The 20,926-nt window shown below is 71.7% G+C and carries 11 protein-coding genes; 6 read left to right on the forward strand and 5 right to left on the reverse strand.

Annotation, left to right across the window (positions count from 1 at the left end):
• Positions 1 to 109: 109 nt before the first annotated feature.
• From ABH925_RS24610 to ABH925_RS24620, 3 genes are all read right to left on the reverse strand, one after another.
• A complete protein-coding gene (locus ABH925_RS24610) occupies positions 110 to 2,305 on the reverse strand; it encodes a polysaccharide lyase (protein ID WP_370151047.1) in 2,196 nt (731 codons plus the stop codon).
• A 346-nt stretch (positions 2,306 to 2,651) separates the two neighbouring features.
• Positions 2,652 to 5,399 carry a molybdopterin-dependent oxidoreductase gene (locus tag ABH925_RS24615; RefSeq protein WP_370151048.1) on the reverse strand — a complete coding sequence of 916 codons (2,748 nt, stop codon included), beginning with the start codon at positions 5,397 to 5,399 and terminating at the stop codon, positions 2,652 to 2,654.
• Complete coding sequence (locus ABH925_RS24620; protein WP_370151049.1) at positions 5,396 to 6,277, reverse strand: xanthine dehydrogenase family protein subunit M; 882 nt, start codon at positions 6,275 to 6,277, stop codon at positions 5,396 to 5,398. Before ABH925_RS24620 ends, ABH925_RS24615 begins: the two co-directional genes overlap by 4 nt.
• Positions 6,278 to 6,463: 186 nt before the next feature.
• On the opposite strand from ABH925_RS24620, the gene ABH925_RS24625 reads away from it, so the two are divergent.
• Both ABH925_RS24625 and ABH925_RS24630 read left to right on the forward strand, forming a co-directional pair.
• Positions 6,464 to 7,945 carry a PucR family transcriptional regulator gene (locus ABH925_RS24625; RefSeq protein ID WP_370151050.1) on the forward strand — a complete coding sequence of 494 codons (1,482 nt, stop codon included), beginning with the start codon at positions 6,464 to 6,466 and terminating at the stop codon, positions 7,943 to 7,945.
• 186 nt (positions 7,946 to 8,131) lie between these two features.
• Positions 8,132 to 8,686: a hypothetical protein gene (locus tag ABH925_RS24630; protein WP_370151052.1), complete on the forward strand. Its 555-nt coding sequence runs from the start codon at positions 8,132 to 8,134 to the stop codon at positions 8,684 to 8,686.
• Positions 8,687 to 8,792: 106 nt separating this feature from the next.
• Here the strand turns inward: ABH925_RS24630 and ABH925_RS24635 are convergent, their stop codons facing one another.
• Positions 8,793 to 9,914, reverse strand: a complete 1,122-nt coding sequence (locus tag ABH925_RS24635; RefSeq protein ID WP_370151053.1) for a hypothetical protein — start codon at positions 9,912 to 9,914, stop codon at positions 8,793 to 8,795.
• An 86-nt stretch (positions 9,915 to 10,000) separates the two neighbouring features.
• Here ABH925_RS24635 and ABH925_RS24640 point away from each other — a divergent pair, with 86 nt between their 5' ends.
• From ABH925_RS24640 to ABH925_RS24655, 4 genes are all read left to right on the forward strand, one after another.
• The gene (locus tag ABH925_RS24640) at positions 10,001 to 11,620 is read left to right on the forward strand and encodes an MDR family MFS transporter (protein ID WP_370151054.1); all 1,620 of its coding nucleotides are present in this window, start codon (positions 10,001 to 10,003) and stop codon (positions 11,618 to 11,620) included.
• Between the two features lie 31 nt (positions 11,621 to 11,651).
• A complete protein-coding gene (locus tag ABH925_RS24645) occupies positions 11,652 to 12,548 on the forward strand; it encodes an MBL fold metallo-hydrolase (RefSeq protein WP_370151055.1) in 897 nt (298 codons plus the stop codon).
• A 138-nt stretch (positions 12,549 to 12,686) separates the two neighbouring features.
• The gene (locus ABH925_RS24650) at positions 12,687 to 13,313 is read left to right on the forward strand and encodes an acetate uptake transporter (RefSeq protein WP_370151057.1); all 627 of its coding nucleotides are present in this window, start codon (positions 12,687 to 12,689) and stop codon (positions 13,311 to 13,313) included.
• Positions 13,314 to 13,568: 255 nt separating this feature from the next.
• Positions 13,569 to 15,260 carry an MFS transporter gene (locus ABH925_RS24655; RefSeq protein ID WP_370151058.1) on the forward strand — a complete coding sequence of 564 codons (1,692 nt, stop codon included), beginning with the start codon at positions 13,569 to 13,571 and terminating at the stop codon, positions 15,258 to 15,260.
• A 66-nt stretch (positions 15,261 to 15,326) separates the two neighbouring features.
• On the opposite strand, the gene pulA is transcribed toward ABH925_RS24655, so the two are convergent.
• On the reverse strand, positions 15,327 to 20,804 hold the full coding sequence (gene pulA, locus ABH925_RS24660; protein ID WP_370151059.1) for a pullulanase-type alpha-1,6-glucosidase: 5,478 nt from the start codon (positions 20,802 to 20,804) through the stop codon (positions 15,327 to 15,329).
• Between the last annotated feature and the right edge of the window lie 122 nt (positions 20,805 to 20,926).

Raw genomic sequence — 20,926 nt, forward strand, 5'->3', positions numbered from 1 at the left:
CACCACTCTCCCATCTCTCTCCCCCACCTATTCGCCCCCCCCCCCCCCCCGGGGGGGGGGGCGGGGGGGGGCCCCCCCCCCCCCCCCCCCCGGCCGCAGCCGCGGTGGATCAGCAGCCCTGGGTGCTCACCAGGGCGTGGTAGGCGTCCAGGTCGTACTGGTAGCCCTTGACGTCGGGGCCGTCGGTGGCCGGGTCGCCGTGATCGTCGGTCAGTACTCCGTTCTGGTTGAGGCCGTAGCTGTAGTAGCCGTGGTGCAGCTTGTAGACCAGGTCCTGGCTGCCCACGCTGTAGCGCCCCGCGGAGGAGGCCGCGGGGCAGCTGAAGCTGCCCAGTGCGGTCATCGCCACGCGGTTGCCGGTGACGTTCATCCAGCCCTCGAAGACGTAGAGGGCGGAGCTGCGCAGACCCGCCGAGTCGGTGGAATCGAACTCATGGCCCATGCCGAGCTGGCCCTGGACCGGGCTGGTGCTGCCGTCGGCGATGTGGGCGGGTCCGTTGACACTGGTCACCGTCTTGTCGAAGGTGTCGGCGGCGAGCTGGTTCCAGATCCCCATCAGGTCGGTGGCCGGGTGGCCCTCCCAGACGAACGGGCGCTGGACCGGTGCGTTGGCGGCCGGGCCCACGGCGCTGTAGCAGCCGCCCGCGTTGGTCAGGCCGGCCGCGTCGAGCTGGGAGGCCAGGGTGGCGTCGTCGAAGCCGGCCAGCATGGCGTCCCAGCTGGAGGCGCCGAAGTACTGGATCGCGGCGGCCTCCACATCCACGTACCCGTCGCGGTAGTTGGGGTTGTTGGTCTTGCTGAAGTTGCCGAAGCCGCAGATGCCGGAGGAGAAGCTGCTGGCGTCGTTGTAGGTGTAGTTGCCCGCGAAGCCCATCGCCTCCTCCAGCAGCGAGACCCTGTTCTGCTCGGCCGCCGAGAGCTCGCTCCAGGCGGGCCCGTTCTTCAGCAGCAGCAGTGCCTGGGCGACGGGTGCGTGCGCCCACCCCTCCAGGCCGCCGTCCGCGTCCGGCTCATGGCCGCCGGCGATCAGGCTGCGTACCTGGGCGAGCAGCGCACTGTCCACGGTGGTCCCGTTGCTCGCCCTGCTCCCGGGGGCCTGCCGGTCGACCAGGGCCAGGTAGTACAGGACCTTCGCGGCGCCGATGCTGACCGGGTTGGTGCCGGGCCTCGGCACCGCCGAGGTGGGCGCCGCGAACGCGATACCCGGCGCGGCGACCGCCGAGTCGATGTCGGCCTGGGTGAAGCTGCCGCCGCCCCCGCCACCGGAGCCGCTGGTGGTGGCGGTGACCGGGGCGCTGGGTGCGGACTCGGCACCGGAGGCGTCCACGGCGGTCACGGTGTACGAGTGGGTGCTGTTCGCGGCCAGGCCGCTGACGGTGACACCGGTCGTGGTCGAGGTGGCGACCACCGCGCCTCCCTCGTACACCCGGTAGGAGGCGGCGGGGTCACTGCCGGCCGGCTCGGTCCAGTTCAGCGTCGCGGACGAGCTGGTGCTGCCGGTAACCACCAGCCCGGCGGGTGTGGCCGGGGAGGTGCCGCCGCCGCTCTGCTGGGCGGTGGCCAGGGTGAAGTCGGCGAACTCGTCGGTGGTGGTGTGGGTGGGGCTCCACGAGGTGTCGTGACCGCCGTGGAAGGTGGAGAAGAAGGTGCCCGAGACGGGAGTGCCGCCGAGGGTCTGGGTGGTCTGGCAGACGGGAGTCGCTCCGCCGTCGGCCCAGACGGTGATCTGCCCGGAGCCGGTGTTCACCAGCTGCTCCATGGAGTGCCACTTGCCGTCGGCGGGGAAGTGCCAGTTGCCCAGGCACAGGTCCGCGCCGTAACCCGAGCCCGAGGCCGTGTAGAAGTACAGTTCGCCGTCGGGTGCGCTGGTACTGCCGCCGCGCCACATGTAGCGGGTGGACCAGCCGCCGTTGCAGTGCTGGCCGCCGCTCTCGCAGCCGGGCACGCCACCGTAGAGGCCGGGCATCTTCCCGGCGGTCTTGCCGCCGAAGTCGAAACCGACCGGGAACCGGTACCAGTACTTCAGGTCGACGGTCGGGCTCTGGGCCAGCGCCTGCTGCCCGTTCAAGTTGAGGTTCTGGTAGAACTGGCCGCCGCCGAGCCCGCAGCCGCAGCTGGGCGGCCCGCTGAGGGCGGGGTAGGTGACCTGGAGGGCCTGGCCGCCGCCGGGCGCGGTGGAATCGCTGACGGGCTGCAGGTTGGAGTAGGTGCCACGCGGTCGAGGGGAAGCCGTCGAACGTCCCGGTCCACGCCGGGGACCCCGACGCCTTCGCCGCCGACGCCCTGGCCGCCGATGCTGTCGCACTGCTGGGTCCGGCGAAGCCGAGCGAGGCGGCGAGGGCGACCAGCGCCACCACCAGCCCGCAGACGAACAGGCGCCTGGTCCCGCCTCCGGACGGTGCTGTCATCCATCTCATACGTGCCACTCCTGACGGTGGAAAACCTGATGGACATCCCTCAAACGACGGTTCCCTGACGGAGCATCACAGGCAAGGCGTGGCATGGTAAGAGTTCAGAATTATGGTTAGGATTCATGGATATGAACCCTCTTGTGCTATCAAGCCCCTTCCGTCACTGATCATTCGAATGGCGTTCACATAGGAGAGTCCCGGCCAGGCGGGCGGGGCCCACTTCGGTCAGCGGCGCTGCGGTCAGCGCCGCTGCTGCCGGCGGTGCTCCTCGATGGCCTGCCAGACCTTGTCGCGCAGGAACGGGGCCTCGGTGAACCGCACGCCGGTGGCGTCGCGCAGGGCGTTGGCGAAGGCCGGCGGGACGGGGTTGAAGGGGCTCTCGCTCATCGACTTGGCGCCCAGCGGGCCGATCGAGTCGGAGGTCTCGGTGAAGTGGACCTCGGTGCGCGGCACGTCGGCGTAGGCGGGCAGGCGGTAGCGGCGGAAGGCGGCGGTGGTGACCTCGCCGCGATCGTTCACCAGCACCTGTTCGAAGAGGGTCGCGCCGAGCGCCTGGGCGACACCGCCCTCGACCTGGCCGCGGCACTGCATCGGGTTCATCACCTTGCCGGCGTCGGCACCGTGGACGCTGCGCAGGATCTTCATCTCGCCGCTGTCCGGGTCGACCGCGATCCGGAACCACTGCGAGTTGAAGGCCACCGAGCGGGGCGAACCGCCCCAGTGCCCGTCGGCCCTGAGCTCGACCTCCCTGCCGCGCGCGGCCTCGAAGATCTCCTTGAGCGAGACGAGCCGGCCGTCGCACTCCACCGAGTCGGCGGTCAGCCGCAGCAGGCTGCGGGGGGTGCGGGCGTACTCGGCGGTGAAGGAGAGGATCTGCTCGGCGAGCGCGTTGGCGGCCTTCATCACGGCCTTGCCCGCCACCACCGTGCCCGCGGAGCCGAACGCGCCGGTGTCGTGCTTGACCACGTCGGTGTCGGACTGCCGGATCGCGATGCGGTCCACCGTGGTGCCCAGCGCGCCGGCGGTGATCTGCTTGTGGACGGTGGTGGTGCCGTTGCCGAACTCCGCGGTGCCCACCGCGATGTCGTAACTGCCGTCCTCCAGCAGCTTCACCGTGGCGTCGGCGAAGTGGCCGCCGGGCGGTCCGGTGGCGATGGCGGACATCGCGAAGCCCTGCCCGACCAGCCAGCCCTCGGGTGCCAGTTCGGCGCTGCGGTCGTCGGCGAGGGCGTTGCGCACCACCTGGAGGCACTGGTCCAGGCCGTAGCTGGCGATGTGCAGGTCCTCCTCCTCGCCGCAGGGGCCCTCCATGTGGTCGCCGGGGCCGATCACGTTCTTCTCGCGCAGGACGAGCGGATCGATGTCCAGGCGCCGGGCCAGCTCGTCCATCGCCGACTCCAGGGCGAAGGTGACCTGGCCGAGTCCGTAGCCGCGGAACGCGCCGGCGGGCACGCCGTTGGTGTAGACCGAGTACGCGTTCACCTTCTTGTTCGGCGCCTGGTAGACGCCCATCGACTCGCCGACGCTGTGGAACATCACCGCCGGGCCGTGGTTGCCGTACGCGCCGGTGTTGGCGACCACCCGGAACTGAAGGGCGGTCAGCATGCCGTCGCTTCGGGCACCGACCTTCACCGTGACCTTGAAGGGGTGCCGGGTGGTGGCGCCGTAGAACTGCTCGGGGCGGGTGAACTCCAGCTTGACCGGCCGGTGCAGCTTCAGCGCGGCCAGCACCGCGATGTCCTCGGTGAGCATCTCCTGCTTGCCGCCGAACCCGCCGCCGACCCGGCCCGCGATCACCCGGACCTTCTCCATCGGCAGGTCGTACAGGTCGCAGAGGGCGCGCCGGGTCAGGAAGGGCACCTGGGTGCTGGAGCGCACCACCAGCCGCTCCTCGCCGCCGTCCTCACCCTGCTCGAAGTAGGCGACGCAGCCGTGCGTCTCCAGACTGGCGTGCTGGACCCGCTGGGTCCGGAAGGTCTCCTCGTAGACCACGTCGGCCTCGGCGAAGCCCCGCTCGACGTCGCCCAGCTCGCCGTGCACCTCGCCGCAGACGTTGTCCTGGGCGCGGAAGATGCGCGACTCCGGTCCCTTCGGGTGGATCACCGGCGCGCCGGGCAGCATGGCGAGCTCCGGGTCGATGACGTACGGGAGTTCCTCGTACTCCACCACGATCTGCCGGCAGCCCTCCTCGGCGGCCCCCTCGCTGTCGGCGACCACGGCCGCCACGCGCTGCCCGACGAACCGGACCACGTCGTCCAGCACCCGGGTGTCGTCCGGGTCCTCGGTGGGGTGCTCGTGCCGGGCCGAGGAGTACAGCTTGTCGGGGGCGTCGTGGTGGGTGAACACCGCGTGGACGCCGGGCACGCGCAGCGCGCGCGAGGTGTCGATCGAGACGATCCGGGCGTGCGGGTGCGGGGAGCGCAGCAGTTTCATCTGCAGCAGCCCCTCGACCTCGATGTCGAAGGTGTAGCGGGCGGTGCCGGTGACCACCTGCGGCCCGGCCGGCGCCCCCAGGCTGCGGCCCACCGCCTGTCCGGCGCACGGCTGCTCGGCGTGCCTGACCCCGCGGACCGCGTCCTCGATCGCCCGGTAGCCGGTGCAGCGGCACAGGTTGCCCTTCAGCGACCGTGGCAGATCGGTGAGTTGCTCCTCGTTCAGGGCGGAGGTGGTCATCAGGAAGCCGGCCGTGCAGAAACCGCACTGGAAGCCCTGCGCGTCCAGGAACGCCTGCTGCATCGGATGCAGTTCGCCGTCCCTGGCGAGGCCCTCGACGGTGGTCACCGAGCGGCCCTCGGCGCGTACCGCCGGGTAGAGGCAGCTGTGCACCGGCTCGCCGTCGACCTGCACCGTGCAGGCACCGCAGTCACCCGCGTCGCAGCCCTTCTTCACCCCGAACCAGCCGCGCTCGCGCAGGTAGGTGCGCAGGCACTGGCCGGGGCGCGGCTCGGCGTCGAAGGGCTGGTCGTTCACCCGGATCGCGAAGCTCATCGTCTGCACCCCTCGATGTCCTGTGCGGCCTCGACGGCCTGCGTGTCCTCGATGTCCTCGATCAGTTCCCTGCGGACCTCCTCGGCGAAGCGGAAGGTCATGTGCCGTCGCCAGGCCGGCAGTCCGTGGATGTCGTCGAAGTACTCCTCCGCCGCGATCCGGTACTCGATCGCCTCGCGCAGGGCCGCCTCGTTGGGCGGTACCGGGAACCACAGCCGGATCGGCCGCACGGTCGAGGCGGTGACGGTCACCGTCAGGGCGCCGTCCACCGGGTCGGCCGTCCCGATCACCAGCGCCCCGGAGCGGCCCAGGCCGTAGAGCGACGCCTGCCGGAACGCGGTACGGGAGCGCAGCGCACGGGCCGGCAGCGTCACCGAGCGCAGCAGCTCGCCCGGCTGCAGCCGGTTGCGCCCGGCGCCGGTGACGAAGTTCGCGACCGGCAGTTCCCGCGACGCACCGTCCTGGGACCGCAGCAGGCAGACCCCGTCCAGGGCGGCGGTCAGTGAGATCATCGGCCCGGCGGGCAGGGAGTTGCACAGGTTCCCGCCGAGGGTGGCCATGTTCCAGATCTTCCACGACGCCAGAAAGGCCCGGCAGCACTGTTCGAACAGCGGCCCGGCGGTCCACTCGGCGGGCCGCTCCGCGGACCTCGCGAAGCGGGACAGCTGGGCGATCGTGCAGGTCGCGGCGATCTCCAGGCCGCCGTCCGGGGTCACCGCGAGCGGCTCCCAGCCGGTGCGGCTGAGGTCGATCAGGCGGCGCAGGTGCGGCTGCGGCTCGGAGAAGAGATAGGTGCCGCCGCCCAGCCAGGCGTCACCCGGCCGCCACACCTCGCGACGGCGGGCGTCGCGCACCTCCAGCACCGTGTTCAGATCCATGCCGCGATTGAAGCAGCGGCCCGCTTGGAGGGACGACTGGCGAGGGGCACCACGTCCGGCCTGCTGGATTGGTGAATCAACCAAGAGGGATTTCGCTGCTCTGAGGTCGCATCTACGATGCTCTGACGCGCCCGGTCCTCGCATCTGCGGACGACCGCCCGAGCGCGGGCGCACAAGGAGCACGACATGATCGTCGGAGATCTGCTGGAACTGGAGGACCTGCGCCTCGGCCTGGCCTGGGGAACCCCGGAGCTGCTCGGCCGCCAGGTGACCGGGGTGACCTCCACCGACCTGCAGGACCCGGCGCGCTATCTGCAGCCCGGCGAGCTGGTGCTCAGCGGCCTGGTCTGGTGGCAGCCCGCGTCGGGCCGGGAGGGGGCCGCGCTGCGCTTCGCGAACTCGCTGCGCAGCGCGGGGGTCGCCGCGCTGCTGGCCGGTGAGGGGACCCACGGGTGGGTCCCGCCGAGCCTGGTCGACGCCTGCCGCACCCATGGCATCCCGCTGCTGACCGTCCCCAGCGCCACCAGCTTCCGCGCCGTCACCGACCGGATCTACCTCCGCCTGTGGGGCGACCCCGGCAAGGACGCGGGGCGGGCCATGGCCCTGCCGGAACTGGCCCGCCAGGAGCTCGCCGATCTGCTGGACGGCGGCGAGCCGCTGGCGCGGGTCCTGGCCCTGGCGGTGGTCCGGCTGGGCCTGCCCGACTGTGCGGTGCTCTCGGCCACCGGCCGGGTGATCGCCGCCTCCGGCTCCGCCGGCGCGGCCGACCCGGCGGACGGGAGCGCGCCGCACCCCAGCGCCATCGCGCTCGGCCCGGCCGGGGGGTCACCGTTCGACGGCTGGCAGCTGACACCGGGGACGCATCCGCTGATGCACGGCCTGGCCGAGCTGCTGGCGCCGGTCGCGGCGGCCGCCCGCTCCGAGATCGCCGCGCGGCGCAACGCCGCGGCGGCCCTGCTCGACCTGCTCGGGACCGGGGGCGCCGCCGACCGGACCGACCTCGCCGACGCCATCGGCGCCTGCGGCCTGGCCCCCGACCAGGAGCTGACCCCGATCGCCGTACGGATCGACCGGGCCCCGGCGGCCTGGGCGCTGGACGCGCTGACCGAGGCCCTGCACAGCACCGGCGCCGGGTTCGTGGCCGGCCCGGACTCCCGCGGCGAGGCGATCGCCCTGGTGGGCGGGCCGGTCCGGACCGACCTGCTGCGTGAGCTGCTGCCGCGCCTGCAGGCGCGGCTGACCAGCAGCCAGGTACTGCGGATCGGCGTCGGCCCGACCGTCGCACCCACCGCCACCGAGCTGCGCGCGGCCCTGGTCCGGGCCCGCTACGCGCTGGCCGGCGCGGACCCCTTCGCCGACGCCGACGAACCGGCCACCCTGGCCGCGCTGCTGCGCGGCGTCCCGGTCGAGGTGACCGACGCCTACCGGCAGCGGGTCCTCGGCCCGCTGGAGGAGCACGACCGCGAGAACAGCGTCTCGCTGCTCGGCACCCTGACCGCCTTCCTCGACTGCGACGGCTCCTGGGCCCGTACCGCCAAGGCGCTGCACGTCCACGTCAACACCGTCCACTACCGGGTGCGGCGGATCGAGGAACTGATCAGGCGTGACCTCTCCCGGCTCCCGGACCAGACGGACGTCCGCACCGCGCTCCAGGTGGGCCGTCCCTGACCGCCCGGGCACCCGCGCCGACGCCGCCGCGGGCATCTGCACCCAGACCGCCGCATCGTGGACACCCCACGGAGCCGCAGGTCACGGACGTATTCCAGTCGATGGCGAGGGGCTGACGCGTGCAGCGGGAATCCGCTAGCGTCGCCGATCTCTTTAGCTTTTCTTTATCAACGGGAGCAGTCCGTCGTGAACCTTGATTTCAGCAACTCCCCCGGCTTCTCGTGGTACGTGGTGCTGCTGGCGTTCAGCGGCATCGTCATGGCCGTGCTCGCTGTGATCAAGGGCAACCAGAGCACCGGCATGCGGATCTTCAACGGTCTGGTCGGACTCGCGTTCTTCGGCTACGCCGTCTACCTCGCCTTCATCTTCCAGGGCGGCACCTACTTCATCCTCTTCAAGGCGTTCATCCTGCCGGTCCTGCTGGTCGTGAACTTCTTCAAGTCGCTGGGCGCACGCCGCGCCGCCGGCACCGCCGCCGCCCAGCCCGCCCCGTACGGCGCCTACCCGCCGGCCGGCCAGCCCGGCATGCCCTACCCGCCGGCCCAGGCCGCGCCCGGCATGGCGTACCCCCCGGCCGGCCAGCCCGGGATGCCGTACCCGCCCGCGCCGGGCACGGCGTACCCGCAGGCCGCTCCGGTCGCGCCGCCGGTCCAGGCCCCGCCGGTCCAGGACGCAGCGGCCGCGCAGGCCGTCCCGGTGCAGCAGCCCCCGGCGGCGCCGGTCGCCGACGCGCAGGGCTGACGCCCAGCCCCGGCGCAGCCGACCCCGCTGCCGACCCCGCCCGTCACGGCGCGCGGTCGGCAGCGCCGCCCCTCGGTCACGGGCCGTCAGCAGCCCTGCGCGGCAGTCACTTTCCGCCCGCGAGAGCGCGCAGCTGCTCCACCTCGGCCTCGTCCGCGCCCAGAGCGGCGGCAGGCGCGAACAGCGCCGGGATGTCCTTCTGCCGTCCCCACTGGCGCAGGAACTCGGCGTAGGCCAGCAGGGCCTGCAGGTCGCCGGCCTCGATCCCGCCCCGGTAGCAGTCCTCCGCCGTCCGCCGGTCCTTGCGGTCCTCGTAGATCAGGGCCAGGTTCAGCCAGGCGTTGGCCTCGCCGTCGGCCGCCGCCGCCTCGTACTCCTTGATGGCCTCGTCGATCCGGTCCCGGTCGGCCAGGAACAGCGCGTAGTCGAAGTGCGCACCGGGCTCGTCCTGCTGAAGCGCGGTCAGGAACTCGCTCTCGGCGGCGGCCTGCTCCGCCTCGGTGCCGTGCTCGGCGCAGTAGTTCGCCCAGGCCAGCCTGGCTCCCTCGACCTCGTCCGCGAGCGCCTCGGTGAGGTGGGCGCGGGCCTCGTCGTAGCGGCCCAGCTGCACCTCGACCTCGGCCAGCGGCACCAGCACCGAGCGCACGCCCTCGGTCAGGCCCCGGGTCAGCCAGGGCAGCGCCCGCTCGGGGTCGTCGCCCTCCAGGTGCATCCGGCCCAGGTTGCCCAGCGCCATCACGTCGCCGCCCTCGACCGCCAGCAGCAGCACCTCCTCCGCCTCCACCAGGCGGTCCGGGTCGTCGCTGAGGAAGACGCCGAAGTCGTTGAGCGCCCCGGGCTCGCCGTCGCTGATGGCCCGGCGGTACCACTGCTCGGCCTGCTCGCGGTCGTCCAGCTCGTCGGCCAGCACCGCCGCGGTCCACAGCGTCACCGCACGACCGGCCGTGTGGGCGGCCTCCAGAGCCTCCAGCGCGTCCTCCGGCTCCTCGATCTCGATCAGCAGCGCGGCCAGCGCCTCGTAGGCGGTGATCACGCCGGACTCGGCGGTCTGCTGCAGAACGGCCAGCGCGGCGTCGACGTCGCCCCAGGCCTCGACCAGGTCCAGCAGCTTCTCTGCGACCTCGTCATGCCTGCTGTCCCAGGCCCGCGCGTACAACTCCAGGGCGGCCGCGTGGCGGCCCTGGGCCGCCTCCTCGTCCGCGCGCTGCACAAGTACCTGGTCACGCATGGTGGATCCCTTCCTAGGAGCAGTGTGCCCAGTGTGGCAGGGTGGCGGGCGCGAGGGTGGCACGGACAAGGGGCGGGTGAGCGGTGATGGACGGCGACCGGCAGGGCAGCGATCCGGACACGGCGGAGGCGGCGGGCGACCGGGGCGGGGACGCCGCGGACCCGGACTCCGCGCCGGCGGGGCGGAGACGGCTGGTCGTCGCGGCGCTGATGCTGGCGATGGCGCTGGCCGCGATGGACTCATCGGTGGTGTCCACCGCGGTGCCGCAGATCGTCGGCGACCTGGGCGGCTTCAGCTACTTCTCCTGGATGTTCTCCGGCTACCTGCTCACGGTGACGGTCACCATCCCGGTGTACGGCAAGCTCGCCGACTCGCTGGGGCGCAAGCCGGTGCTGCTGGTCGGCTGCGCGATCTTCCTGTTCGGCTCGCTGCTCTGCGCCACCGCCTGGAACATGCCGAGCCTGATCGCGTTCCGGCTGCTGCAGGGACTCGGCGGCGGAGCGATCCAGGGGACGGTGCAGACCATCGCGGCCGACCTCTACCCGCTGAAGCAGCGGGGCCGGATCCAGGCCGCGATGTCCACGGTCTGGGCGGTGTCGGCGGTCGCCGGGCCGACCATCGGCGGGCTGCTGGCCGGGTACGCGGACTGGCGCTGGATCTTCCTGGTGAACCTGCCGATCGGCCTGGTGGCCCTGTTCCTGCTGCTGCGCCATCTGCACGAGGAGGTGCGGACCCGCAGCGCCCGGGTCGACTGGGCCGGTGCCCTCGGCCTGTTCTGCTCCACCGGCCTGCTGCTGTTCGCCCTGGTCCAGGGCGGGGTGGCCTGGGCCTGGACGTCCCCGCAGAGCCTCGTCCTGTTCGCGACGAGCGCGCTGGGCGTGGTGGTGACGGTGTGGATCGAACGCAGGGCGGCGGAACCGATCATCCCGGGCTGGGTCTGGCGCCGCCGCGTCATCGCCGGCGTCAACCTGGCACTGGGCTTCCTCGGCGTGCTGATGATCGCACCGGTGGTCTTCCTGCCCATGTACGCGCAGTCGGTGCTCGGGCTCGCCCCGGTCGCGGCCGGGTTCGTGCTCTCCGTGATGACCATCAGCTGGCCGATATCCGCGGCCCTCTCCGGCCGCGTCTACCTGCGCATAGGCTTCCGCGACACCGCCGTGATCGGCGCGGCCTGCGCGACGGTGGTCCTGGCCGGATTCACCCTGCTGCCCTTCGGCGGCGCGGCCTGGCAGCCGGCCCTGGTGATGCTGCTGCTGGGGGCCGTCCTGGGGCTGTTCCAGCTGCCGCTGATCGTCGGGGTGCAGTCCAGCGTCCCCTGGCACGAGCGCGGCACCGCCACCGCCTCGATCCTGTTCTGCCGCCAGGTCGGCCAGAGCGTGGGCGCGGTGCTGTTCGCGGTGGTCGCCAACTCCACCCTGGCCTCCCGGCTGCGGGACGCCCCGGCCGCGATCCGCGGCGGGCTGCCAGGCAGCCTGGACCAGGTGTCCAACGCGCTGCTCGACCACGCCGGGGGACGTCACAGCGGAGGCAGTCAGGGCGGCGCGGGCCACGGCGGGCTGGGCTCCGCCGCCACCGACTACCTGCGGCACGCCGTCGCGGCGGCGGTCGACCACGTCTACCTCGGCGCGGCCGGGGCGGCGGCGCTGGCCACGGTGGTACTGCTGGTCGTCGCGCCCCGGCGCTTCCCGATCACCGAGGCCAAGTAGCCCCCGCCACCGAGAGGAAACGATCCCGCCCATGGCCAGCACTCCTGCCCCCGGCCGCGCCACGCACCAGGGACCGGCCTGGCGCGAGGTCGCCGACCGGGTGTTCCAGCGCCGGTACGAGCCCTGCGACGTGACGGTCGGCGCGGTCGTCGGCAGCGAGGGTCTGCTCGTCGTCGACACCCGCTGCAGCCTCGCCGAGGGCCGCGAACTGCGGGAGCACCTGCGGCAGCTGTCGGCCGCTCCGGTGCGCTGGGTGGTGAACACCCACTCCCACTTCGACCACGTCTGGGGCAACGCCGAGTTCACCGCGCCCCGGCTGCTGCCACCGGCGCAGCTGTGGGCGCACCGGGCGGCGGCGGCCTCGATGCGGGACTCGGGGAGCGACCAGGAGGCGGTGGCGTTCAAGGAGCTGATGACCGCGAAGGGCGGGACGTGGGCGGCCGGGATGGCCGAGCTGGTGGAGGTGGTCCCGGACCATCTGGTGGACCTCAGCCACACCCTGGACCTCGGCGACCGCCTGGTGGAGCTGCGGCACCCCGGACGCGGCCACACCGACGGCGACCTGCTGGTGCACATCCCGGACGCGGACGCGCTGCTGGCCGGCGACCTGGTCGAGGAGTCCGGACCGCCCGCACTCGGCCCCGACTCCTACCCGCTGGACTGGGCGCCCACCCTGGACGCCGTGCTCGCCGGGATCGGCCCGGACACGGTGATCGTGCCCGGCCACGGCGACCCGGTCGCCCCGGCCTTCGTCCGGGCCCAGCGCGACCGGTTGGCCGCCACCGCCGCCCGGCTGACCCGGCTGCACGCCGCCGGCGTACCCGCCTCCGAGGCGCTCGCGGCCGACACCGGCTGGCTGTTCGACGCGGACACGCTGACCCACGCCGTCCCCCGCGCCTACGCCCAACTCGACGGCACCCTGGGCTGACCGCAGCGGTGCCGGTCGCACCCCGGCGGCATGCCCGTGCACGGACAAAATGGCCCACTCCGTGAAGGCGCTCAAACAGCTGATACGTCACATACTGGTTGTGTCAGCACCGTGTGTCGCCGGAAGGGGCAAGTCGCCATGTCCAATGTCGAGCCGCAGACACGCTCCGCCTCCGCTTCCTCCCCAGCATCGGCCACCGCCGATCCCGCACCTCTGGGCCTGGCCGGGTTCGCCATGACCACGCTCGTCCTCAGCTGCTTCAACGCAGGGTTCCTCGACAAGGCGGCCGCGGGCGTGGTGCTCCCACTCGCCCTCTTCTACGGCGGGCTGGCCCAGTTCCTCGCCGGGATGTGGGAGTTCCGCCGGGGCAACACGTTCGGCGCAACCGCGTTCAGCTCCTTCGGCGCGTTCTGGCTGGCGTACTACGCCCTGATCAAGGACGTCGCCCCGACCCTGGTCCTCTCCCACGACGCCAACAAGGCACTCGGCCTGTTCCTGCTGGCCTGGGCCATCTTCACGGCGTACATGACCGTCGCGGCGATCCGGGTCAGCGGCGCGGTGCTGGGCGTGTTCGTCGCCCTGACCGTGACCTTCGCGCTCCTCTCCATCGGTGAGTTCGCCAAGAACGACTCGATCACCAAGGCCGGCGGCTGGCTGGGGCTGATCACCGCGGCACTGGCCTGGTACGCCTCCTTCGCCGGTGTGCTGAGCAGCACCTTCGGGCGGCCGGTGGTACCCACCTGGCCCGCACGCCAGCAGAGTTAGCACTCCGCAGTCCCCTCGGGCGCGGGGCTCCCCCGCCGGACCGGTCATGCCACACCCAGCATGCCGTGGACGGCGGTGAGGGGCCCCGCGCCGCTGTTGGTGCACGGACCTCGTGCACGCGTCTAGTCCGTACCGACCAGTCGGTACTAGCCTCCCCTCACGCCCTCGCCGCCGGAGGCAGACGCGCCCGCGCGCCGTGACCGTCCGGCCCCGACCGCGCGCCGCCCCACCCGTACCGGTGCACCGAGGAGCAGCATGACCGCCACGCCGTCCACAGCCGACGTCCCCGCGCCGAGACCCGCAACCGCCCCGCTCGCGCTGCTCTGGCGGCGCGAGCTGGCGCACTACCCGGACACCGCCCGCCGCTACGCCTACCTGGCGATCGTGGTGCTGACCACGATCGTTCTGTACTACGCGCTCTACATCCAGTACGCCGTCGCGACCTCGATCATCACCCACTTCCACATGACCTACCGCTACTTCATCTGGGTGTCGGTGGTCGGGAACGCGGTCGGGGCGTTCGCCTCGCTGGTGGCCGGTCTGGCCGACCGCTGGGGCCGCGCCAACATGGTCGTCTACGGGCTGCTGGTGACCGGGCTGCTGGTGCTGTTCGGCCTGCCGAACGCGAACAGCAAGACCCTCTACCTGGTGCTGTTCGCCCTGGTCGGCTTTGTCGAGGGCATCGTGCTGGTGGCCACCCCGGCGCTGATCCGGGACTTCTCACCGCAGTTGGGCCGGGCCACCGCGATGGGGTACTGGACCATGGGACCGGTGCTGGGCAGCCTGGTGGTCACCACGGTGACCAGCAACACCCTGGACTCCTCCAGCTGGCAGGACGAGCTGCGGTTCGCCGGCATCTCGGCGCTGATCGTCTTCCTGGTCGCGCTGGCGGGGCTGCGCGAGCTGTCGCCCCGGTTGCGCGACCAGATCATGGTGACCCTGCGGGACCGCGCCCTGGTCGAGGCCAAGGCCAAGGGGCTCGACCTGACGGAGATTCAGGGACAGAACCACTGGCGGCAGATGATGCGGCTGGACGTGGTCGGCTCGGCCTTCGCGATCAGCGTCTTCCTGCTGCTGTACTTCGCCGCGGTGGGCAACTTCGTGGTGTACTTCGCGACCACCTTCGGCTACTCGGAGCAGCGGGTGAACGCGCTGGCGAACTGGTACTGGGCCGCGAACGCCATCGCCCTGGTGGTGGCCGGACTGCTCTCGGACCGGCTGCGGGTGCGCAAGCCGTTCATGGTGGTGGGCGCGGTCGGCAGCATCGGCTTCACGCTCTGGTTCGCGCTGAGCGCGACTCGTCCGGCCACCGGCTACTACACCTTCGCCTGGATGTTCGTCGGCATCGGGGTGCTGGCCGGCTTCACCTACGCGCCGTGGATGGCGAGTTTCACCGAGACCGTGGAGCGGCGCAGTCCGGCGGCCACGGCCACCGGCCTGGCGGTGTGGGGCTGGATCATCCGGATCGTGGTGGCGGTCTCGGCCGCGTTCGTCCCGGTCGTGGTGACCTCGGCGACCCCGCTGGTGGAGCACGGCGCCCAGGTGGCCGTCGCTCAGCAGGAGGCCGGTCCGGCGCTGGCGATCTACACCCAGCACGCGCAGCTGTTCGGCGAGCTCGCGAAGTACCCGCCGACGGCGATCCCGCCGGCCCTGCAGGCGCAGGCGGTCCAGGAGGTGGGCCTGCCGGGCCTGTTGGCCGTGCAGAAGGCGGCGCAGCCACTCTCGGTGCTGCAGCAGTACGGACCCGAGGTCCAGGCCGCCCAGGCGGACAACCCGCAGAACTGGCGCACCTGGTGGTTCGTCTGCCTGGCCGGGCAGCTGCTGTTCCTGCCGTTCATCTTCGTGATGGCAGGCCGCTGGAGTCCGAAGCGGGCCCGTGCGGACGCGGAGGAGCACCAGCGGCTGGTGGACGCCGAGTTGGCCGCACTGGCAGGCGGCGAGGCCTGACACCCCGCCTCCGGGGCGAGGTGTCAGGCACGGACCCGCCCGCCGGTGCGGGGGCGGTGACGGGGGCTACTGCTGGACGAAGACGGCCACGGTGCGGGCCGGGACGGTGAAGGTTCCGGTGCCCGGGTCGAAGGCGGCGGTCTTCACGACCGGGTCGGTGCCGTCCAGTTGGGCCGGGTGGAGCTGCTGGGCGGTGCCGGCCAGGGTCGGCAGCGTCTGCCGCTCGGTGGTCGGGGTGGCGTTGAACACCACGGTCACCGAGCGGTAGGTGTGCAGGCCGGTGCCGTCGAGGTGGAGCGTGATCACGCCCGGGGTCTCGCCGGCGGTGCCGGACAGCGGGTAGCTGAGCCGCTGCTGCACCTCGGCGGCGGTGGCCATCGAGAACAGCGGGGTGGACTGCTTGATCCGCAGGAACTGCTGGTACTGCGCGGAGGCGGAGAGTTCCGCCGGGCAGCCCGGGACCAGCGCCGGGTTCGCCAGCAGCGGCTGGGCGAAGGGCCAGAAGGACTGGTTGGACGCCGCCGGCGGCAGCCCGCGGCCGAAGCCGTTGCCCTGGGCGCAGTTCCACTGGATGGCGTTGAACCAGTCGCCGCTGTCGAAGGAGTTGGCGTCCAGCGACTTGGACCGCAGCAGGTCGCTGCCGGCCACGGCGAAGCCGGGGCCCTGGGACAGTGCGGTGGTGGCCAGGGACAGCGACTGCATCCTGGCCCGGTCGGCCATCGAGGTGCCGGCCGGCAGCTTGTAGACCAGGGCGTCGTAGAGGTCGAGGTTGTCGTGCGCGTCCACGTAGGTGATGGCCTCACCGGGGTTGGCGGTGTAGCCGGTCGGTGAGCCGTTGTAGTCGACCTCGGAGCCGGTGACCGTCCTGCCGCCGCTGTCGGTGAAGGAGTAGCCGGCCAGATCGCCGGTCAGGCCGACCTTGATCTGGTCCATGGAGTGCAGCAGTGCCGCCTTCTGCTGGGCGGCGCCGCCGTTGACCGCGGCGCCGTTGGGGTCGGTGGAGAGGCCGGAGCCGAAGCCCTGGATCCGCGGGTCGGTGTCGAACGGGCCGCCGCCGCGGACCGCGTCGCGCTGGCGGTCGTTGAAGGTGGCGATGCCGGTGCCCGCCATGTTCACCTGCGTGGCCTGCACGAAGCGGGCGTTGTCGGCGACCACGCCGAAGTTCCAGCCCTCGCCGTAGAGGAACTCGCTGCGGCCGGTCCGCTGGAGCGAGGCCTGCACGTCGAGCATGGTCTGCTTGGGGTCCAGGCCCATCAGGTCGAAGCGGAAGCCGTCCACGTGGTACTGGGTGGCCCAGGTCCGGGTGGAGTCCACCACCAGCTTGTTCATCATGGTGTGCTCGGGCGCGGTGTCGGCGCAGCAGCTGTCCGTGGTGACCGCGCCGGTCGCCGAGAGGCGCTGGTAGTAGCCGGGGACGATCTGGTCCAGGACCGACCTCGGGTCCTGCCCGGACGCGGCGGTGTGGTTGTAGACCACGTCCATGACCACCCGCAGCCCGACCTTGTGCAGGGCGGCGACCATCTGACGGAACTGCAGGGTACGGGTGGTGCCGTCGGGGACGGTCGAGTAGGAGCCCTCGGGGACGGTGTAGTGGTAGGGGTCGTAGCCCCAGTTGTAGGCGTCGGTGGCGGCGGTCCTGGCGATGCAGGCCTGCTGTTGCTGCGAGTCGGAGGGGTAGGAGGCGAGGTCGCAGGGCGGGGTGGACTGCTCGGCCTTGCTCTCCGGGACCGAGGAGAAGTCGAAGGCCGGCAGCAGGTGCACGGTGGTGACGCCGGACTTGGCCAGCGCCGCCAGGTGCTTCATCCCGAGGGAGCTGAGGTCGGTGAAGGCGAGGTAGGTACCGCGGTCGGCGGCCGGGACGGTGCTGTCGGCGACCGAGAAGTCACGGACGTGGAGCTCCTGGATCTCCTGCCGGGTCGGGCCGACCGGCGCGGGTGACTTCTCGGCGGTCCAGCCGGTGGGCGCGGTGCCGGGGGCGTCGAGGTCGACGATCTCGCTGCGCCTGGAGTCGGCGGAGAGCGCCAGCGAGTAGGGGTCGGTGACGTGGTTGGTCACCAGTTGCTGCACGGACGGCGCCCAGACGGTGACCCGGTAGAGGTAGTACTTGCCCTTCCAGGAGCCGTTCCCGGTCGCGGACCAGACGCCCGTACGGTCGTCACGGTGCATGGCGACCAGGTGCGCGGTGGGTGCGCCGGGGCTGTCGTAGAGCTCCAGACTGACGGTGGAGGCGGTCGGCGCCCAGACCGAGAGCGTCACCGAACCTCCGCTGACGACCGGGCCCAGCTGGGCGTGGACGGCCTTGGACGCGTACACCGCGTCCAGCACACCCGGGGTCTGCACGCCGGTGGCGGCCAGCAGCGCGCCGTTGGCCTCGCGCTCGGTCATGATCAGCTGTCCGCGCAGCGCGGTGCTGACCCGGTTGGTGTCGCGGGGGTCGACGGTGAAGGCGGTGTAGCCCTTGAGCTCGGGATGCGCCGCGAGTTGAACCGCCGTCAGACCTCCTGCCACGGGCAGCAGTCGGAGCCAGTAGCCGGGGTCGCTGAGGTCGCCGTCCTTGATGGCCAGGGTGCCTGTCGGCGAATAGACCATCTCCGCCGAGGCTCCGGCGGCGAGGTTCTGGCCGAAGCCCCAGGCGGACGGGACGGCGACGGTGGTCGCGTCGATCCACTGGGCCTTGGACTGGCCAAGGTTGAGGTCCGCGGCGGAGGCGGTGGACTGCGGCAGGATGTAGCCGGGGGTGCCGTCGGTGATCCAGACCTCGCGGCCGTTGACGGCGAAGTTCAGCTCCTGGTTGTCCGGCAGGTCCTTGGTGTCGCCGTTGTGGATGATGTAGTCGAGGACGCTCGCGCCGGGTGCCAGCGGCACCGTGAAGACGTCGCCGAAGGCGTCCGTCCCGGAGGGCTGCAGCGGGCTGGTCCAGCTGGTGGGGGTGGCCGCGCCGGTCCAGTCGTGCAGGCCCCAGCCTGCGTAGTTCCCGTCGGTGCGGTGGTAGTGCAGGATCGCGGTGTTCGCGGGGACGGGCGGCGTCGGGCCGGGGTTGCTGGTGTAGGTGGTCTGGTCGCCGGAGTCGACCCAGACCTCGCCGGTGGCGGAGAGGTCGATGGAGCGGTCGGCGGCGCCGTCCTTGGTGCCGTTGTTCTCCACGATGAAGCCGACGGTGGAGGCGCCGGGCTTCACCTTCACATAGGCGAAGGCCCCGTAGGCGTCCCGTCCGACGAAGGGGTGGCCGGCCGGCCAGGTGGTGCCCTCGCCGTCCGCGATGTCGCCCCAGGCGTAGAGGTTCCAGCCCGCGTAGTCGCCGTCGGCGCGGTGGTAGTGGACCACCGCGTAGGTACGGGTGGAGGCGGTGGGCTTGACCACCGGCGCCGGGGTCCCGGCGGTCGTGGCGGCGGTGGCGTCGGCGAGCCGCCCCGCACTGTCCTGGACCACGGCCTTGTAGCGGACGGTGCTGCCGGGGGTGACCCCGGCCAGGTTCTGGGTGACCTGGTAGGGCGCGTGGTCGGCGGTGCCCAGGGTCTGCCACGTCCCGCCGCCCACGGAGGCGGCGAAGGTGACCCGGTCGAAGCCCCCGCCGGGGACGGTCGCGGCGACGGTGGCGGTGCCGGTCGTACCGGCGGCAGGCGCGGTGAGCGTCACGGACGGTCCGGCGGCGGGCCTGGCCAGCTTCGCGGTGGCCCGGTAGACGACGGCCGACTGCGCCGGGACGGTGATCGCCAGCCTGCTGTCGGCGCCGGTGGTCGCGGCGTCGACCGCGCCGCCGTAGATCGGGTCGAAGGTCATCCCGGACGAGTAGGTGGGCACACTGACGCTCTGCGCGGTGCTCGCGTTGTTCACCGCGACCAGGTACTCGACCTGCTGCTTCGCGTCGATGCGGGAGAAGGCGTAGACGCCGGGCCCGTTGGCGGCGTAGCGCTCGACCTGGGCGCCGTCCTCCAGCGCCGGGTTGGCCCTGCGCAGCGCGGCGAGGGTGGCAATGGTCGTGTACAGCGGGGTGCTGGTGCTGTAGCGGTCGGCGGATCCGGGAGTACCGCCGATGACGGTGTCGGTGTTGTACTCGTCGACCTTGGACGCGAACATGTCCTGGCGGGCCGACTTGTCGCCGCCGGTACCGGTGAAGCCCTGCTCGTCGCCGTAGTAGACCACCGGCTGACCCCGGGTGAGGAACTGCAGCTGCTGCGCCAGCTGGTCCTTGCGCAGCAGCTGGGCGTTGCTGTCACCAGGGCCGGCGGACTGCAGGAAGTAGCCGATCCGGCCCATGTCGTGGTTGCCGAGGAAGGTCGGCAGCTCGTAGGCGTTGGTGTCGGCGGTGGTGTACTTGTAGTCGTTCGCGTAGAGGGAGGAAAGCGCCTGCGCCGAACCGCCGTTCGCGACATAGCTCTGCGCCGCCGACTGGAACGGGAAGTCCAGCGTCGCCTGCAGCTTGCCCTGGGTCACATAGGACGAGGTGGTCGACGTGTCGCTGTCGTAGACCTCGCCGAACATGAAGAAGTTCTTGTTGCCGTGCTGGGCCGCGTAGGTCTTGAGCGCCGGAGCCCACTGCTGCCAGAACGCCATGTTGACGTTCTTCACGGTGTCGATCCGGAAGCCGTCGACTCCGGTGGTCCTGACCCAGTCCTCGTAGATCTTCTCGAACCCCTGGACCACGCGCGGATCCTGGGTGTCGAGGTCGTCGAGGCCGGAGAAGTCGCCCTCGGTTCCGGACTCGCCGGTGAAGGTGGAGTTGCCCCGGTTGTGGTACATCGTCGGGTCGTTGAGCCAGGACGGGGTCTTCGCGGTGGCGTCGCCCGGCTGGTCGAAGACCGGCGTGTACGGGAAGGAACCGGTGGTCAGCTTCGGATAGTTCGAGGTGCCGTTGGCCGCGTTGGCGTTGGCTATCGCGGTGGTGTCGACCGGACGGCCAGTGGCGTCCAGGGTCGGGTAGGCGCCGGTGGAGCGGTAGCCGTAGGTCTGCTGCGCGTAGTCGATGACGTCGGCGGTGTGGTTGGTGATGACGTCGAAGAAGACCTTCATCCCCATCGCATGCGCCTTCGCGATCAGCTCCTTGAGCTGCGCGTTGGTGCCGAAGTGCGGGTCGACCTGGGTGAAGTCGGTGATCCAGTAGCCGTGGTAGCCGGCCGAGGCGTTGGCGCCGGTGCCCTGGACCGGCTTGTTCTTGAAGATCGGGGCCATCCAGATCGCCGTGGTGCCCAGCTTCTTGATGTAGTCGAGCTTGCCGATCAGGCCCTGGAGATCGCCCCCGTGGCAGAAGCCCTTGTCGGTCGGGTCGAAGCCGTTGGCCATCCGGCTGCCGGTGATCCCACCGGTGTCATTGCTGGTGTCGCCGTTGGCGAAACGGTCCGGCATGACGAAGTAGTACTGCTCGCGGGTCAGGTCGTGCCGGTCCGGGGTGGCCGCCAGCGCCTGGTCCGACGGCGCGGCGGACAGCACGGCGGGTTGCGGCGCGGAGGTCAACGGCGCCGCGGCGGCCGGGGCCACGAGGGCCAGGCCTGGCGCGATGAGGGCAACCGAGGCGATCAGGCTGCAGAGTCTGGCTCTTCTGGCCACGCGGGCTCTCCCTTTGAGGTGGCGTCAGCCGATGCGGCGACTAGCGAGGACCGTACTGTCAGCAAGTTGTTTCAGCAAGATGCTGAAAGGATTTCCATCGCTGTCCGCACGCCCCCGTCCTC

This window comes from Streptacidiphilus sp. EB129 (assembly GCF_041262645.1).
In the GTDB taxonomy this organism is placed as follows: domain Bacteria; phylum Actinomycetota; class Actinomycetes; order Streptomycetales; family Streptomycetaceae; genus Streptacidiphilus.